This window comes from Xanthomonas sp. NCPPB 3218 (assembly GCF_056725185.1).
Genome location: NZ_CM161516.1, coordinates 1,901,016 through 1,917,155 on the forward strand (window position 1 = coordinate 1,901,016; position 16,140 = coordinate 1,917,155).

Consider the following 16,140-nt stretch of genomic DNA (forward strand, 5'->3'; position numbering starts at 1 on the left):
TCGAGATGCGGTGTTGATCGTGCTCTTGCGATTCCCAAATCCCGATTCCCGAATCCCGTCTTTTCGGACAGCAAACGTTGCGTCGGCCAAAGTGCCGGCGCTAACGAATAACGGAGCACCACCATGGATCTGATTCTTCTGCAGAAAGTGACCAACCTCGGCGGCCTGGGCGACAAGGTCAGCGTCAAGCCGGGTTACGGCCGCAACTTCCTCGTGCCGCAGGGCAAGGCCGTTCCGGCCACCGCTGCCAACGTCGAAGCGTTTGAAGCCAAGCGTGCCGATTACGAAGCCAAGGCAAACACCATCCTGGCCGATGCGCAGAGCCGCGCCGGCAAGTTCGAAGGCGCCAGCGTCACCATCGGCGCGCATGCGTCGACCGAAGGCAAGCTGTACGGCTCGGTCGGTCCGCGCGACATCGCCGAGGCGTTCACCGCCGCCGGCCTGCCGCTGGAAAAGAGCGAAGTGATCCTGGGCGAAGGCGCATTCCGCAATGTCGGCGAGTACGACGTTGTGCTGCACCTGCACGCCGATGTGGAAACCTCGGTCAAGGTCATCGTCGAATCCGACGCCTGATCCACGCTGCACGCTGTACCCGAAGGGCGCCTGGTTAGGCGCCCTTCGTCTTTCTGCGGCCACGCCAGCGATGCCAGGCCCGCTATACTCATGCTCCATTGCCGGTTCCACGGCCCATAGATCTTGTGGATCAAGGGCTTAGGGGCGGCTTCACAGGAAAAAGCGCCTGCCGGCCCCGCCCGTGCGGTGCCCGGAACCTTCAGTCCCATGCGCCTGTCCACGATCAAACTGTCCGGTTTCAAGTCGTTCGTCGACCCGACCACGTTGCACCTGCCCACCAACATGACCGGCATCGTCGGTCCCAACGGCTGCGGCAAGTCCAACATCATCGACGCGGTGCGCTGGGTGATGGGCGAAAGTTCGGCCAGCCGCCTGCGTGGCGACTCGCTGACCGACGTGATCTTCTCCGGCTCATCGGCGCGCAAGCCGGTGTCGCAGGCAACGGTGGAGCTGATCTTCGACAATTCCGATCACACCATCAGCGGCGAGTTCGCCTCGTTCAACGAGATCTCGGTCAAGCGCCTGGTCAGCCGCGACGGCAACAGCGCCTACTACCTCAACGGCACCAAGTGCCGGCGCCGCGACATCACTGACCTGTTCCTGGGCACCGGCCTGGGGCCGCGCAGCTACTCGATCATCGAGCAAGGCATGATCAGCCAGATCATCGAGGCGCGCCCGGAAGACCTGCGCGTGTACCTGGAAGAAGCCGCCGGCATTTCCAAGTACAAGGAGCGCCGCAAGGAAACCGAAACGCGCATCCGGCATACCCGCGAGAACCTGGATCGCCTGGGCGACCTGCGCGAAGAGATCACCAAGCAGCTGGCGCATCTGCAGCGCCAGGCGCGTCAAGCCGAGCAGTATCAGGCCCTGCAGGAAGAGCGCCGGATCAAGGACGCCGAGTGGAAGGCGCTGGAATACCGCGGCCTGGATGGCCGGCTGCAGGGCCTGCGCGAAAAACTGAATCAAGAAGAGACCCGGCTGCAGCAATTGATCGCCGAACAGCGCGATGCCGAGGCACGGATCGAAACCGGGCGCGCGCGTCGCGAGGAAGCCGCCGAAGCGGTGGCCAAGGCGCAGGCCGATGTCTATCAGGTCGGTGGTGCGCTGGCGCGCATCGAGCAGCAGATCCAGCATCAGCGCGAACTCTCGCATCGCCTGCACAAGGCGCGCGACGAGGCGCAGAGCCAGTTGCAGGAGCTGACCCAGCACATCAGCGGCGATTCGGCCAGGCTGGCGGTGTTGCGCGAGGCGGTGGACGCTGCCGAACCGCAACTGGAACAGCTGCGCGAAGACCACGAATTCCGCCAGGAGTCGCTACGCGAGGCCGAAGCGCGTCTGGCCGACTGGCAGCAGCGCTGGGAAACCCATAACCGCGACACCGGCGAAGCCTCGCGTGCCGGCGAAGTGGAGCGCACGCGCGTCGATTATCTCGATCGCCAGTCGCTGGAGGCCGAGCGTCGCCGCGAAGCGCTGGTCAACGAGCGCGCCGGGCTGGACCTGGATGCGCTGGCCGAGGCGTTCGAGCAGATCGAGCTGCGCCACGAAACCCAGAAGACCTCGCTGGACGGGCTAACCGAGCAGGTCGAAGCGCGCAAGCACGCGCTCGGCGGGCTGCAGGAACAACAGCGCGCCAGCCAGGGCGAACTGGCCGACGTGCGCAAGCAGGCGCAGGCCGCGCGTGGTCGGCTGTCGTCGCTGGAAACCCTGCAGCAGGCCGCACTTGGCCAGGAGCAGGGCGCCGCAGTGGCGTGGCTGAAGTCGCGCGGGCTGGATTCTGCCGCACGTGTCGGCGAGCGCATCACGGTCGAAAGCGGCTGGGAAAACGCGGTGGAAGGCGCGTTGGGGCAGTTGATCGAAGGCGTGCTGGTGGATGCGCCGGAACAACTGGTCGATGCGCTGGGCGAATTGGGCGAGGGCCGCATCGCGCTGGTGTCCGGTGCCAGCGACAACGCGAGCTTCGCGCCGACCTCGCTGGCGGCCAAGGTGCAGGGGCCGATCGCGATCCGTCGCCTGCTCGCGCGCTTGCACGCGGCCGAGGATCTGGAGGCCGCGCGCACGCTGCAGCGCAGCCTGCCCGAAGGCGATTCGGTCATCACCCGCAGCGGCGAGCGGCTGGGCGAGGGCTGGGTGCGGGTGTCGCGCTCCGGTGCCGCCAAGCAGGGCGCCTTGCTGCGCGAGCGCGAGATTCAGGAGCTGCGTGCGCAGATCGAAACGCTGCAGGAGCGCGAGGCCGAACTCGAGCAGCGCCTGGGCAGCTTCCGCGAGCAACTGCTGGCGGCCGAGCAGCAACGCGAAGATGCGCAGCGCCAGTTGTACATGGCGCACCGCAGCGTGTCCGAGCTGGCCGGCCAGCTGCAGAGCCAGCAGGGCAAGGTCGATGCCGCGCGCACGCGCATCGAACGCATCGAAAACGAATTGTCGCAGCTGCTGGAAACACTGGACACCAGCCGCGAGCAGGCACGCGAGGCACGCGCCAAGCTCGAAGACGCGGTGACCCTGATGGGCGACCTGCAAGGCACGCGCGAGGCGCTGGAGAACGAACGCCGTCAGCTCACCGATGCGCGCGATCAGGCCCGCGATGCCGCACGTGGCGTGCGCGATGCGATGCATGCATTGGCGCTGACGCTGGAATCGCAACGCACCCAGATCACCTCGCTGAGCCAGACGCTGGAACGCATGGACAGCCAGCGCGGCCAGCTCGATACGCGCCTGGAGGACCTGGTCGCCCAGCTCAGCGACGGCGACTCGCCGGTGGAAACGCTGGAACACGAGCACCAGGCCGCGTTGAGCGAGCGTGTACGCACCGAGCGCGTGCTGAGCGAAGCGCGCACCATGCTGGAGAGCATCGATGGCGAGCTGCGCAGCTACGAGCAGACCCGCCAGCAGCGCGACGAACAGGCGCTGGCCCAGCGCGAGCGCATCTCGCAGCGCAAGCTCGATCAGCAGGCGCTGGTGCTCAGCGCAGAGCAACTGGAGGCCGCCGTGGTGAAAGCCGGCTTCGTGCTCGAGGACGTCGTCAATGGATTGCCGGAAGCCGCGAACGTGGCCGAGTGGGAAGCGGCGGTCGGCCAGATCGATGGCCGCATGCGGCGGCTGGAACCGGTCAACCTGGCCGCGATCCAGGAGTACGGCGAAGCGGCGCAGCGTTCGGAATATCTGGACGCACAGAATCTGGATCTCAACACCGCACTGGAGACGCTGGAAGAGGCGATCCGCAAGATCGACCGCGAAACCCGCGGCCGCTTCAAGGACACCTTCGACCGGGTCAATTCCGGGGTCCAGGCGCTGTATCCGCGCCTGTTCGGCGGTGGTCATGCGTATCTGGAGCTCACCGGCGAAGACCTGCTCGATACCGGGGTGACCATCATGGCGCGCCCGCCGGGCAAGCGCGTGTCCAGCATCTCGCTGCTGTCCGGTGGCGAGAAGGCGATGACCGCGGTGGCGCTGGTGTTTGCGATCTTCCAGCTCAATCCCGCGCCGTTCTGCCTGCTCGACGAGGTGGACGCGCCGCTGGACGAAGCCAATGTCGGCCGCCTGGCCAACATGGTGCGGGAAATGAGCGAGAAGGTGCAGTTCCTGTTCGTCAGCCACAACAAGGCCACGATGGAGGCTGCGCGCCAGCTCTCCGGCGTGACCATGCGCGAGCCGGGCGTCAGTCGCCTGGTCAGCGTGGACCTGGAAGAGGCCGCACGTTTGGCGGGTGCGGCATGACGTGCCATGCTTGTCGGAATATCGACACCTGTCACTCTTATGCGGAGGCACGCTGAATGTCCGACATGGCCATGATCCGGATCGGGATCCTGATCGCTGGACTGCTGCTGGTCGCGGCCATCTTCCTGTTTGGTCGCCCGAAAAAATCGCCACAAGGGCGCCGGGTCGACAAGGACGACGGGCAACCGCGCGAGCGCCGCGAGCCGGTGATCTCCAGCGAGCCTGGCGTGGACGGCGACCCGTTCGAGCGCAATGAAGGCGCCGAGCAAAGCGAACTGAACCTGGACGATGCCGATGCGGCCGGCGGCAACGATGTCGGCAAGCGGCCCAACCAGGATTTCGACAAGATCGTCTCGCTGTTCGTGGCCGCCAAGGCCGGCCAGGTGCTGCGCGGCGAAGATGTGGTGGTCGCTGCGGAGAAGACCGGGCTGGTGTTCGGTCACATGAATGTCTTCCACCGTTTGGTGGAGGGGCATCCGGAGCGCGGGCCGATCTTCAGCATGGCCAGCATCCTCAAGCCCGGCAGCTTCGACATGGCCAACATCCGCGAGATGCAGACCCCGGCGATTGCGTTCTTCCTCACCTTGCCGGCGCCGATGACCGCGCTGGATGCCTGGGAAAAGATGCTGCCGACCGTGCAGCGCATGGCCGAACTGCTCGACGGCGTGGTGCTGGACGACAGCCGCAATGCGCTGGGCCGCCAGCGCGTGGCGCATATCCGCGACGAACTGCGCGCCTACGATCGCCAGCACCAGGCACCGCCGCTGACCAAGTCGCCGCGCTGGTGAGTGCGTATTGCTTTTAAGTGCGCGCTGCTGGTGATGTGCGTGGGTGGTGATTGCGCACCGCTGGTGATCGAGCGTCGCTGAGTCAGTGATTGCGAGCCATTGACCGCGAGCCATCCCGACCGCGAGTCATCCATACGCAGTCTGAGTCGCGACCTGCCGCAGGACGCGTCCTAGCGTAGAGGTGAACGATGTGGAGCTTGCAGGGCGCGCTGGCGGTGCTGATGTTGCTGGCGGTGTGGGCCATCCTGGCCGCACCGCTGCTATGGATGGTGTCGCGGATTGCGCTGCGTTTGCGCAAAGGCGCGTCGACAAGCCCACGTCGCGCGCAATGGAGCTCGATCGGGTTTGCTGTTGCGGTGACGCTGCTGGTTGCGCCAGTGCCAACGCCTATCGTCACTGTCTTCCTGCCGCATGCGATCGCGCTGTTGGATGCAAGCTACTACGCGCGCATCTTTCAGGGCCCGCCGATGCTGCGCCAGCTCCTGGTGTGGATTGCGGTGTCGATGGTGCTGACGTTTGCGCTCAGCTACGTGTGGATCCGGCGCATGTTGCGCCCGAATGCTGCCGCGCCGCTTCCAACTCCCACGCGATAGGAAATCAAAGCCCCTCTCCGGCGGGAGAGGGGTTGGGGTACGGAGGCGAAGCAGTGCAGCAGTCGGTGATCCAGGTCTGCCGGCGCGTGGCGACGCGTTTGTCATTGCAGGTGTTGGTAGATCTCCGAGGCCACCCTCAGCCGCCCTTTCGGGGCACCTTCTCCCGAGAGGGGAAGGAATGACCACTCCGTGCTTGGCGATCAGCGCTTGGCCTTGGTAAACGCCTCGCGAAAGCGCAGCATCTCCGCCTCGGTGCCGACGCTCACACGCACCCGCTTGGGCCAGATCGGCCAGCTGCGGCCGACGATGACGCCCTGTTTCTGCATCGAGTCGGCGAACACGCCAGCGTCGCGTTTGACGTCGAGCAGGAAGCAATTGGCCTGCGTGGGCAGGCAGGTGTAGCCCTTGCTCTTGAGCCAGGCGATGGTGTCGTCGCGCACGCGGGCGTTCTCCGCGCGGCGGGTCTGCACCAGCTGCGGGTCGCGCAGGCTGGCGATGCCGGCGGCCATTGCCGGTACCGACAACGGGTTGCTGCCCAGGCTGGCGAGCTTGGTCTGCAGCCCCGGCGGCGCCAGCGCGGCGCCCAGGCGCAGGCCGGCCATGCCGTAGAGCTTGGAGAAGCTGCGCAGCACGATCAGGTCCTGGCGCTGGCGCACCAGGTCCGCCATGGACGGCTCGTTGCTGTAGTGGATATACGCCTCGTCCACCACCAGCACCGCGCTGGCCGGCTTGTTGGCCAGCAGCCACTCGATATCGGCGCGCGGGGTGATGGCGCCGCTGGCGTTGCCGGGGTTGCACAGGTAGATCAGGCCGGCGGACGGGTCGGCCTTGGCCATCGCCTTGACGTCGTGCGCGCCATCGGCCCGCAGCGGCACCTTGCGTACCGGCACGCCGCGGGCAATGGCGCTGTCGATGATCGGGTCGAAGCTCGGGTCGGCCACCACCAGCCCGGCACGTGCCGAGGTGAACAGGCTGCCGGCACGAAGCAGTGCGTCCCTGGAGCCGGGAAAGAACGCCAGATGGTCGCCGGGCAGTTGCAGCTCGCCGGTCATCAGGTTGCGCAGGTCCTGCTCCATCTCGAACTGATAGCGGCCCGCACGTGCCAGCGAGCGCGTTGCCGCGTCCAGTGCGGCGGGCGAGGGGCCGAGCGGATGCTCGTTGAGATTGAGAAACACCGCGCCCGCTGCCGGCGCCACACCGGGCTTGGCCGGCGCAGCGGCACGCTTGCGGGCTGCCTCGGCTGCCGGTGCCAGTCCCAGTGCGGAGATCGCCACGCCAACGCTGGCAAGGCTGAGAAACGAACGGCGCGAAACGGGCAACGGCACGGTGAGCTCCAGGCGAGCAGGCAAAGAGGGCGCCACGCTAGCGGGTTTGTGCCTGTCTGCCTATCGGGAAATCGCTGCCGGGCTCGCTGTCGCGCGGTTTGGTCGGCGGTCCGGCAGCACTTGCACACCGGCACGGCCCGTTAGAATGGGCGGCCCAGAGCCAGCCCAGCGATCGTATGACTGTCAGCCCGGATCCCGCTCAGCGCATCGACGCCCTGCGTCATCGTATCGAGGACGCCAACTACCGCTATCACGTGCTCGACGAGCCGCAGATGGCCGACGTCGACTACGACCGCCTGATGCGTGAACTGGAAGCCCTGGAGGCTGCGCACCCGGAGCTGGCCAGCGCCGATTCGCCGACCCAGCGCGTCGGCCACCTGGCCGCGTCGCGCTTTGCCGAGGTGCGGCATGCCCTGCCGATGCTGTCGTTGGGCAATGCCTTCAGCGACGAGGAAGTGACCGAGTTCGTACGGCGGATCAGCGAGCGGCTGGAGGTGAAGCAGCCGCTGTTCTCGGCCGAGCCCAAGCTCGATGGCCTGGCGATCAGCCTGCGCTACGAAAACGGCGAGTTCGTGCAGGGCGCAACGCGGGGCGACGGCGCCACCGGTGAGGATGTCAGCGCCAATCTGCGCACCGTCAAGGCGATTCCGCTGCGCCTGCGTGGCGAAGGCTGGCCGCAGGTACTGGAGGTGCGCGGCGAGGTGTACATGCCGCGTGCCGCCTTCGAGACCTACAACGCGCAGATGCGCCTGCAGGGCGGCAAGGTGCTGGCCAATCCGCGCAATGGCGCTGCAGGCTCGCTGCGTCAGCTGGATGCGCGCATCACGGCGCAGCGCCCGTTGAGTTTCTTTGCGTATGGCGTGGGCGAAGTGAGTGAAGGTGCGTTGCCGCAGACGCATTCGGCGATCCTGGCGCAGTTGCGCGCATGGGGTTTCCCGGTCAGCGCCCTGGTCGAGGTGGTGCAGGGTAGCGACGGCCTGTTGGCGTACTACCAACGCATCGGTGAGGCGCGCGACGGCTTGCCCTTCGATATCGATGGCGTGGTCTACAAACTCGACGATCTGGCCGGGCAGCGCGAGATGGGATTTGTCTCGCGTGCGCCACGCTGGGCGATCGCGCACAAGTTCCCGGCGCAGGAGCAGTCCACCACGGTGGAGGCGATCGAGATCCAGATTGGCCGTACCGGTGCGGCCACGCCGGTTGCGCGGCTCAAGCCGGTGCATGTGGCCGGGGTCATCGTCACCAACGCCACGCTGCACAACGCCGACCAGATCGCGCGGCTGGATGTGCGCGTGGGCGATACGGTGATCGTGCGGCGTGCCGGCGATGTGATTCCCGAAGTGGCCGGCGTGGTTGCCGAGCAACGGCCGCCCGGCACCCAGCCATGGCAGATGCCCACGCACTGCCCGGTCTGCGGGTCGGAGATCGTGCGCGAGGAAGGCGAGGCGGTGTGGCGCTGCTCGGGCGAGCTGACCTGCCCGGCGCAGCGTAAGGAAGCGTTCCGGCATTTCGTCTCGCGCCGCGCGATGGATGTCGATGGCCTGGGCGAAAAATTCATCGAGGTGCTGGTCGACAGCGGCGTGGTGCAGGGCGTGGCCGATCTGTATCTGCTCAACGTGGACCAGCTGCTGCAATTGCGCATGATCAGCACCGCCGAAAGCCCGCACGCATTCCTGCGCGAGGCGCGCGAGCATCTGGCCAGCGGTGCGTACGGCCAGCTGGAAAACACCGTGGTCGGCATCGGTGTGGACCTGGCCGGCGAGCGCGAGGCGCCGCACACCTGGCAGGCCGATCTGTTGCGCGCCGGGCTGCCGGCGTTCGACTGGAACCGCAAGAAGATCGCCACCAAGTGGGCGGAAAACCTGATCGAGGCGATCGAGCAATCGCGCGATACCACGCTGGAGCGTTTCCTGTTTGCGCTCGGCATCGAGCATGTCGGCGAGAGCACCGCCAAGGCCTTGTCGGCGTGGTTCGGCGATCTGGCGTTGATCCGCCATCTGCCGTGGCCGCTGTTCAAGCGCGTGCCCGACATCGGCGGCGAGGTGGCGCGCTCGCTCGGGCACTTCTTCGACCAGCCCGGCAATCAGCAGGCCATCGACGACCTGCTGCAACGCGGCGTGCGCATCGGCGATGCGCATCCGCCATCGCCTAAACTGCGCGAGGCGCTGAGCTTTGCCAGCGTGCTGCAAGACATGGATATCCCCAAGGTGACGCCGGTGCGTGCGCAGCAGCTGGCTGCCGCGGTGGCCTCCTTCGATGCGCTGCGCAGCGCCGGGTCCGATGCCTTGTTGCAGGCCGGCGTTCCCGCGCCGGTGGTGGCGTCGCTGCTGCAATGGCTGGAGCGGCCGGAAAATGCGGCCTTGGCAAGCGCTGCGCAGCAGGCGATGGAAACGGTGCTGTCGCGTCTGCCCGACGCCGACGCGCTGCAAACCGGCCCGCTCGACGGCCAGACCGTGGTGATCACCGGGACCCTGGCCGCGCTCACCCGCGATGCGGCCAAGCAACGGCTGGAAGCGCTGGGTGCAAAGGTCGCCGGCAGCGTCTCCAAGAAAACCGCGTTTCTGGTGGCCGGCGAAGAGGCCGGGTCCAAGCTGGACAAGGCGCAGTCGTTGGGCGTGGAGATCTGGGACGAGGCGCGCTTGCTGGCCTTCCTCGGCGAGCACGGCCAGCAACCATGACTGCGATGCAGGTCGATCTGGACGCGCTGCGGTTGCGCGCGCGGCTCAACGCGCTGATCCGCGCTTTCTTCGCCGAGCGCGACGTGCTGGAAGTGGAGACGCCGGTGCTGTCGGAGGCCGGCAACACCGAGCCGAATATCGAGAGCTTCAGCACGCGCTTCAGCGGCCATGTCGATGCCGGCGCGCCGGTGCGCTGGTTGCGCACCTCGCCGGAATATCCGCTCAAGCGGCTGCTGGCGGCCGGGGTGGGCGATTGCTACGAACTGGGGCGGGTGTTCCGCAATGGCGAGGCCGGCGGCCGCCACAATCCCGAGTTCAGCATGCTCGAGTGGTACCGGGTGGGTTGGGACGATCGCGCCCTGGCACAGGAGACCGTTGAGTTGGTGCGCTGCGCGCTTGCGCTGGTCGGGCGCCAGGCGCAGGTGCAGGTGCTGAGTTATCGCACGCTGTTCGTGCAGGCGCTGGGCATCGACCCGCTAAGCGATTCGATCGAAACGCTGCGCGCACCGCTACACGACATCGCCATCGATCCGGATGGCCTGACCCGCGACGACTGGCTGGATCTGCTGATGACCCATCGCCTCCAGCCGGGCTTTGCCAGCGACACGCTGACCGTGGTGCACGACTGGCCCGCCAGCCAGTGCGCATTGGCGCGCATCCGCCCCGACGAGCCGCCGGTGGCCGAGCGCTTCGAGCTGTATTTGGGCGCTTACGAGGTCGCCAACGGGTACCACGAGCTCAACGATGCGCAGGAGCAGCGGGCGCGTTTCATGCGCGATAACGCGGTGCGTGCGGCGCGCGGGTTGCCGCAGCTGCCGGTGGATGAGCGGCTGCTGGCGGTGTTGTCGCAACTGCCCGATTGCGCGGGGGTGGCGGTCGGTGTGGACCGGCTGTTGATGGCCATGCGTGGCACCACGCAGATTGCCGATGTGCTGGCCTTCGCCTTCGCCCGCGCCTGACCCACGGCGGTACCCAGTGTCTGCGCAGCACCGGGCGCGCGCCGGTTGCCATCCCGCTGTCATCGCCACCGTATTGCTATCTTCACATCGATGATGCTCTCATCGTGGCGTCCACGGGGGCGCGGCGCAGAGTGTGTTTGGGTGAGGATTGTCGGCATGAAGTGGCTGATCAGCTTATGCGGTTTGTGGTGCTTGCCGCTGCTGATGCTGGCCGATGCGCGTGCAGCGGATCGCGCCGCCGGCGTGGTGCGCTGCGAGTCCAAGGACATGGCGCGCGTGCATTGTGCGATGGATACCGAACACGGCGTCCAGCTGGTACGCCAGCTGTCCGAGACCAGTTGCATCCGTGGCAGCGAGTGGGACATCGAACGCGGTGGCGTCTGGGTCGAACAGGGCTGCCGTGCAGAGTTTGCGACCGCACGGGCGCTGAGCGCTCCGCAGATGCGCCGCGTGGTGCGCTGCGATTCCAACGGCGGCAAGGTGGTATGCCCGGTGGTGCTGCGTGGTGCGCCTGTGCGCCTGCTGCGCCAGCGCTCGGTGTGGCCGTGCAAGGAAGGCCGCAGCTGGGGTGCGCGCCGTAACGAAATCTGGGTCTCGCGCGGCTGCGATGGCGAATTCGAGGTCGCTGCCGAGGACGGTTCTGGGTTCGTGGCCATGCCACGCATGGTGACCTGTGAATCGAAGAAGGGCGCACGCCGCACCTGCGGGATCTCGGTGGAGCGCCAGGTGCGTGTGGGCCGGCAGATCTCCAAGAAGGAATGCGTGGAAGGCCAGACCTGGGGCTGGAGCCGCGACGGCGTGTGGGTCAACGACGGCTGCCGCGCCGAGTTCATCGTCGACTGATGGACTGACGAAGCCGCTGCTCTCCATCGCATAGGTGGCGTAACCAGCGCCGTGGCCCCCGTCAGCACGCGACCAGGTTGGTGAGGGTGTCTAGCCCTCAACCAGCTCTGCTTGGAACATCCAGACCACGCTGAAGCTCAAGCTCCCAGTTGTCTTGAGATGTGATTGAACGGGGTGCGGATGCGTCGGGTGTGGAGCGGGCGATCTGCGGCTTGGCCGTGGGGCCCTTGCCCGCCCACCATCGCGGGACACGCCGCAAGTACGTCCTTGCAGGCTCTTACGCGGCATCCATGCCGCGTAAGGTCCCGCGACGGTAGGCGGGCAAGGACCTGTCGGGATGGTCGGTGTGCATGGTGCAAGCTGGGTATGACGTGCGCTGGTTGGAGCACTGTGCGTCGGCCAGCTTCTCTTTGCCTTGCCATTGCAAGCCGGGCAACTGAAAGGCGTTCAATACGCCACCTGCCAACTTCTCATCCGCCTCGCGCAGGCTGCGCAACGGGCTTTCAAGAAGCGGCCGGCCAACGTTCTGGCGCGGTGAGGGCGTCGCGCACTCGACCAGCTCGGTTTGCGACATCCCAGCGGGCCGAGCAATGCGGCCACTGACTGGGCTGCCCGCGCGGCTTACAATGTCCGGATGAACGACAGCGCCCATATCGATTACGCCCGCTACGACCATATCCGCCCGCTGCTGTGGACGGGCGATGCCCTGGAACTGCTCGACCAGCGCAAGCTGCCCTTCGTGGTCGAGCATGTGCGTTGCGACACCAGCGATGCCGTGGCCGAGGCGATCCATTCGCTGGCCGTACGCGGCGCGCCGGCGATCGGCATTGCGGCCGGGTGGGGCGTGGTGCTGGCCGCGCGCGACATCGCTGCCGACGACGGCAGTGCAGCCCTGCAGAAGCTCGAACCGGCGCTGTTGCGGCTCAATGCCGCGCGTCCGACCGCGGTCAATCTGGCCTGGGCGCTGATGCGCATGCGTCGCGTGCTGGGCGCTGCCGGCGCCGACTGGCGCGAGGTGATCGCGCGCGAGGCGCAGGCCATCGCCGACGAAGACCTGGCGGCCAACCGGCATATGGGCGCGCTCGGTGCGTCGTTGATCGAGACCGGCAGCGGCGTGTTGACCCATTGCAATACCGGTTCGCTGGCCACCGCCGGTTTCGGCACCGCGCTGGGCGTGATCCGTGCCGGCATGGCGCAGCAGCGCATCGCCAAGGTGTTTGCCGGCGAGACCCGGCCGTGGTTGCAAGGCGCGCGCCTGACCGTGTGGGAGCTGCAGCAGGATGGCATCGACGCGACCCTGATCGCCGATTCGGCCGCCGCGCATTTGATGAAGTCCGGGCTGGTGCAGTGGGTCATCGTCGGCGCCGACCGCATCTGCGCCAACGGCGATACCGCCAACAAGATCGGCACCTATCAGCTGGCGATCGCCGCGCGCCACCACGGCGTCAAGTTCATGGTGGTGGCACCGTCGTCCACGGTGGACATGGACACCGCCAGCGGCGATCAGATCGAGATCGAGCAGCGCGATCCGGGCGAATTGTTCGGGGTCGGCGGCGTGCGCACGGTGGCCGATGGCATCAATGCCTGGAATCCGGTGTTCGATGTCACCCCCGGCAGCCTGATCGATGCGATCGTCACCGAACGCGGGGTGATCGCGCAGCCGGACCTGGCGCGCATGCAGGCGGCGTTCGGCGGCTGAGGCCAGTGCGGCACACTATCGCCGCATCGCCCCGCCAAAATCCTGCAAGTGCTTGTTTCTGGCCGGTAAACCGGCGGCATCGTGGTGCCCCTTCGTGATACAATCCGGGGCTTGAATCGATCGGCGGGAGCGTGGGGTCGGCAGCCTGTTGTCAGGGCGCCCCCGACGCGGCTTTCCGGCTCGCCCGCCACCTCACTTACGGAACCCGAATGGCAGAAACCGCCAAGGAAATCATCCAGGTCAATCTGGAAGACGAGATGCGCAAGAGCTATCTCGATTACGCGATGAGCGTGATCGTTGGCCGCGCACTCCCCGATGCCCGTGATGGCCTCAAACCCGTGCACCGTCGCGTCCTGTACGCCATGCACGAGCTGGGCGCACACAGCAACAAGGCCTACTTCAAGTCGGCGCGTATCGTCGGCGACGTCATCGGTAAATACCACCCGCACGGCGACCAGTCGGTGTACGACACGCTGGTGCGCATGGCGCAGCCGTTCTCGCTGCGCTACATGATGGTGGACGGCCAGGGTAACTTCGGTTCGGTCGATGGCGACTCCGCCGCGGCGATGCGTTACACCGAGTCGCGCATGTCGCGGCTGGCGCATGAGCTGATGGCCGACATCGACAAGGAAACCGTCGATTTCCAGCCCAATTACGACGAGAAGGAACAGGAACCGACGGTCATGCCGACCCGGTTCCCGAGCTTGCTGGTCAACGGCTCGGCCGGTATCGCGGTGGGCATGGCCACCAATATCCCGCCGCACAATCTGACCGAGGCGATCAACGCCTGCATCGCCTTGATCGACACGCCGGAGCTGGATGTCGAAGGCCTGATGGAATACATCCCCGGCCCGGATTTCCCCACCGCCGGCATCATCAATGGCACCGCCGGCATCGCTGCCGGTTACCGCACCGGCCGTGGCCGCGTGCGCATGCGCGCCAAGGCCGATGTGGAAGTGGCCGACAACGGCCGTGAAGCGATCATCGTCACCGAGATTCCGTATCAGGTGAACAAGGCGCGGCTGATCGAGAAGATCGCCGAGCTGGTCAAGGAAAAGAAGCTCGAAGGCATCAGCGAGCTGCGCGACGAGTCCGACAAGGACGGCATGCGCATCTACATCGAGGTCAAGCGCGGCGAGTCGGCCGAGGTTGTGCTCAACAACCTGTATCAGCAGACCCAGATGGAGTCGGTGTTCGGTATCAACATGGTGGCGTTGATCGACGGCCGCCCGCAGTTGATGAACCTCAAGCAGATGCTGCAGGCGTTCATCCGCCACCGCCGCGAAGTGGTCACCCGCCGCACCATCTTTGAACTGCGGAAGGCGCGTGCGCGTGCGCACGTGCTGGAAGGCCTGACCGTCGCGTTGGCCAACATCGACGAGATGATCGAGCTGATCAAGACCTCGGCCAACCCGCAGGAAGCGCGCGAGCGCATGCTGGCCAAGACCTGGGAACCGGGTCTGGTCGGTGCGCTGCTGGGCGCCGCCGGTGCCGAAGCCTCCAAGCCGGAAGATCTGGCCCCGGGCGTGGGCCTGGCCAACGGCTTCTATCAGCTCAGTGAAGTGCAGGCCTCGCAGATCCTGGAAATGCGCCTGCATCGCCTGACCGGGTTGGAGCAGGAAAAGCTGACCGATGAGTACAAGCAGTTGCTCGAGGTCATCCAGGGCCTGATCCGCATCCTGGAAAACCCCGACGTGCTGCTGCAGGTGATCCGCGACGAGCTGATCAACATCCGCGAGGAGTACGGCGACGAACGCCGCACCGAGATCCGTCACAGCGAAGAAGATCTGGACATCCTGGACCTGATTTCGCCGGAAGACGTGGTGGTGACGCTCTCGCATGCCGGCTATGCCAAGCGCCAGCCGGTCAGCGCGTATCGTGCGCAGCGCCGTGGTGGCCGCGGCCGGTCTGCGGCTGCGACCAAGGAAGAGGATTTCATCGACCAGCTGTGGCTGGTCAATACGCACGACACGCTGCTGACCTTCACCAGCAGCGGCAAGGTGTTCTGGCTGCCGGTGTACCAGTTGCCGGAGGCCGGCTCCAATGCGCGTGGCCGTCCGATCATCAACTGGATTCCGCTGGAACCCGGCGAGCGTGTGCAGGCGGTGCTGCCGGTGCGCGAATACGCCGACAACCGCTATGTGTTCTTTGCCACGCGCAACGGCACGGTCAAGAAAACCCCGCTGAGCGAATTCGCGTTCCGGCTGGCACGCGGCAAGATCGCGATCAACCTCGATGAGGGCGATGCGCTGGTCGGTGTGGCCTTGACCGATGGCGATCGCGACGTGTTGTTGTTCGCCTCCAACGGCAAGACCGTGCGCTTTGGCGAATCCACCGTGCGTTCGATGGGCCGTACCGCCACCGGCGTGCGCGGTATCCGTCTTACCAAGGGCGAAGAAGTGGTCAGCCTGATCGTGGCCGAGCGTGCCGGCGGCATCGAAGGCGATGTCGAGGACGAGGGTGTCGAGGACGTGGTGGAGAGCACGGACGGTGTCGAGGCAGAGGTGATCGACGTCGCCGAGAGCGACGACATGGCCTACATCCTCACCGCCACCGAGAACGGCTACGGCAAGCGCACCCCGCTGACCGAGTACCCGCGCAAGGGCCGCGGCACGCAGGGCGTGATCGGCATCCAGACCACCGAGCGCAACGGCAAGCTGGTGCGTGCGGTGCTGCTGGGCGCCACCGACGAAGTACTGCTGATTTCCGATGGCGGTACGCTGGTGCGCACCCGCGGTTCGGAGATCTCGCGCGTGGGTCGCAATACTCAGGGCGTGACCTTGATCCGCTTGTCCAAGGGCGAAAAGCTGCAGGCGGTCGAACGCCTGGATGCCTCGCTGGATGAGGCCGAGGACGTGCTGGACGATGCAGCGGTTGCACCGGCAGCAAGTGCAGGCGACCTGCCACCGACCGAAGCGTGATCGCATCTGGCGAGCATCGCAGCTGAAGAAAAACGCCGGCGCACAGCCGG

Annotated in this window: 11 protein-coding genes; 9 read left to right on the forward strand and 2 right to left on the reverse strand. The window is 66.4% G+C overall.

Translation table 11 applies throughout. From position 1 onward, the window contains the following. Positions 1-123: 123 nt before the first annotated feature. The 4 genes from rplI to AC1PLS_RS08485 all read left to right on the forward strand — a co-directional run bounded on the left by rplI (position 124) and on the right by AC1PLS_RS08485 (position 5,665). Positions 124-573 (forward strand): 50S ribosomal protein L9, encoded by a 450-nt coding sequence (gene rplI, locus AC1PLS_RS08470; RefSeq protein WP_016904199.1) that lies wholly within the window; start codon positions 124-126, stop codon positions 571-573. 207 nt (positions 574-780) lie between these two features. After that, on the forward strand, positions 781-4,284 hold the full coding sequence (gene smc / locus AC1PLS_RS08475) for a chromosome segregation protein SMC (protein WP_054592266.1): 3,504 nt from the start codon (positions 781-783) through the stop codon (positions 4,282-4,284). Positions 4,285-4,340: 56 nt separating this feature from the next. Beyond that, positions 4,341-5,072 (forward strand): cell division protein ZipA, encoded by a 732-nt coding sequence (gene zipA, locus AC1PLS_RS08480; protein ID WP_024939850.1) that lies wholly within the window; start codon positions 4,341-4,343, stop codon positions 5,070-5,072. 188 nt (positions 5,073-5,260) lie between these two features. After that, complete coding sequence (locus tag AC1PLS_RS08485) at positions 5,261-5,665, forward strand: hypothetical protein (protein ID WP_184434170.1); 405 nt, start codon at positions 5,261-5,263, stop codon at positions 5,663-5,665. A gap of 200 nt (positions 5,666-5,865) precedes the next feature. Here the strand turns inward: AC1PLS_RS08485 and AC1PLS_RS08490 are convergent, their stop codons facing one another. Next, positions 5,866-6,990 (reverse strand): pyridoxal phosphate-dependent aminotransferase, encoded by a 1,125-nt coding sequence (locus tag AC1PLS_RS08490; protein ID WP_184434173.1) that lies wholly within the window; start codon positions 6,988-6,990, stop codon positions 5,866-5,868. A gap of 176 nt (positions 6,991-7,166) precedes the next feature. Between AC1PLS_RS08490 and ligA the strand changes: the two genes are divergently transcribed. The 3 genes from ligA to AC1PLS_RS08505 all read left to right on the forward strand — a co-directional run bounded on the left by ligA (position 7,167) and on the right by AC1PLS_RS08505 (position 11,470). Beyond that, positions 7,167-9,668: an NAD-dependent DNA ligase LigA gene (gene ligA / locus AC1PLS_RS08495; RefSeq protein WP_481104385.1), complete on the forward strand. Its 2,502-nt coding sequence runs from the start codon at positions 7,167-7,169 to the stop codon at positions 9,666-9,668. Next, on the forward strand, positions 9,665-10,627 hold the full coding sequence (epmA, locus tag AC1PLS_RS08500) for an EF-P lysine aminoacylase EpmA (RefSeq protein ID WP_481104386.1): 963 nt from the start codon (positions 9,665-9,667) through the stop codon (positions 10,625-10,627). Before ligA ends, epmA begins: the two co-directional genes overlap by 4 nt. Positions 10,628-10,783: 156 nt before the next feature. Then, positions 10,784-11,470, forward strand: a complete 687-nt coding sequence (locus AC1PLS_RS08505) for a DUF3011 domain-containing protein (RefSeq protein WP_024939845.1) — start codon at positions 10,784-10,786, stop codon at positions 11,468-11,470. A 277-nt stretch (positions 11,471-11,747) separates the two neighbouring features. On the opposite strand, the gene AC1PLS_RS08510 is transcribed toward AC1PLS_RS08505, so the two are convergent. Further along, positions 11,748-12,044, reverse strand: coding sequence for a hypothetical protein (locus tag AC1PLS_RS08510; protein WP_184650760.1), 297 nt, complete (start codon positions 12,042-12,044; stop codon positions 11,748-11,750). A 60-nt stretch (positions 12,045-12,104) separates the two neighbouring features. On the opposite strand from AC1PLS_RS08510, the gene mtnA reads away from it, so the two are divergent. Together mtnA and gyrA are read left to right on the forward strand one after the other, a co-directional pair. Next, a complete protein-coding gene (gene mtnA / locus AC1PLS_RS08515; RefSeq protein WP_016903849.1) occupies positions 12,105-13,169 on the forward strand; it encodes an S-methyl-5-thioribose-1-phosphate isomerase in 1,065 nt (354 codons plus the stop codon). Positions 13,170-13,378: 209 nt separating this feature from the next. Beyond that, positions 13,379-16,090 carry a DNA gyrase subunit A gene (gene gyrA / locus AC1PLS_RS08520; protein WP_039520640.1) on the forward strand — a complete coding sequence of 904 codons (2,712 nt, stop codon included), beginning with the start codon at positions 13,379-13,381 and terminating at the stop codon, positions 16,088-16,090. Positions 16,091-16,140 lie beyond the last annotated feature (50 nt).

Excerpts from the sequence above, each read along its gene's own strand:
- AC1PLS_RS08505 (WP_024939845.1), top strand. The coding sequence starts at position 10,784 with ATGAAGTGGCTGATCAGCTTATGCGGTTTGTGGTGCTTGCCGCTGCTG.
- epmA (WP_481104386.1), top strand. The coding sequence starts at position 9,665 with ATGACTGCGATGCAGGTCGATCTGGACGCGCTGCGGTTGCGCGCGCGG.
- zipA (WP_024939850.1), top strand. The coding sequence starts at position 4,341 with ATGTCCGACATGGCCATGATCCGGATCGGGATCCTGATCGCTGGACTG.
- AC1PLS_RS08485 (WP_184434170.1), top strand. The coding sequence starts at position 5,261 with ATGTGGAGCTTGCAGGGCGCGCTGGCGGTGCTGATGTTGCTGGCGGTG.
- smc (WP_054592266.1), top strand. The coding sequence starts at position 781 with ATGCGCCTGTCCACGATCAAACTGTCCGGTTTCAAGTCGTTCGTCGAC.
- mtnA (WP_016903849.1), top strand. The coding sequence starts at position 12,105 with ATGAACGACAGCGCCCATATCGATTACGCCCGCTACGACCATATCCGC.
- rplI (WP_016904199.1), top strand. The coding sequence starts at position 124 with ATGGATCTGATTCTTCTGCAGAAAGTGACCAACCTCGGCGGCCTGGGC.
- ligA (WP_481104385.1), top strand. The coding sequence starts at position 7,167 with ATGACTGTCAGCCCGGATCCCGCTCAGCGCATCGACGCCCTGCGTCAT.
- AC1PLS_RS08510 (WP_184650760.1), bottom strand. The coding sequence starts at position 12,044 with ATGTCGCAAACCGAGCTGGTCGAGTGCGCGACGCCCTCACCGCGCCAG.
- gyrA (WP_039520640.1), top strand. The coding sequence starts at position 13,379 with ATGGCAGAAACCGCCAAGGAAATCATCCAGGTCAATCTGGAAGACGAG.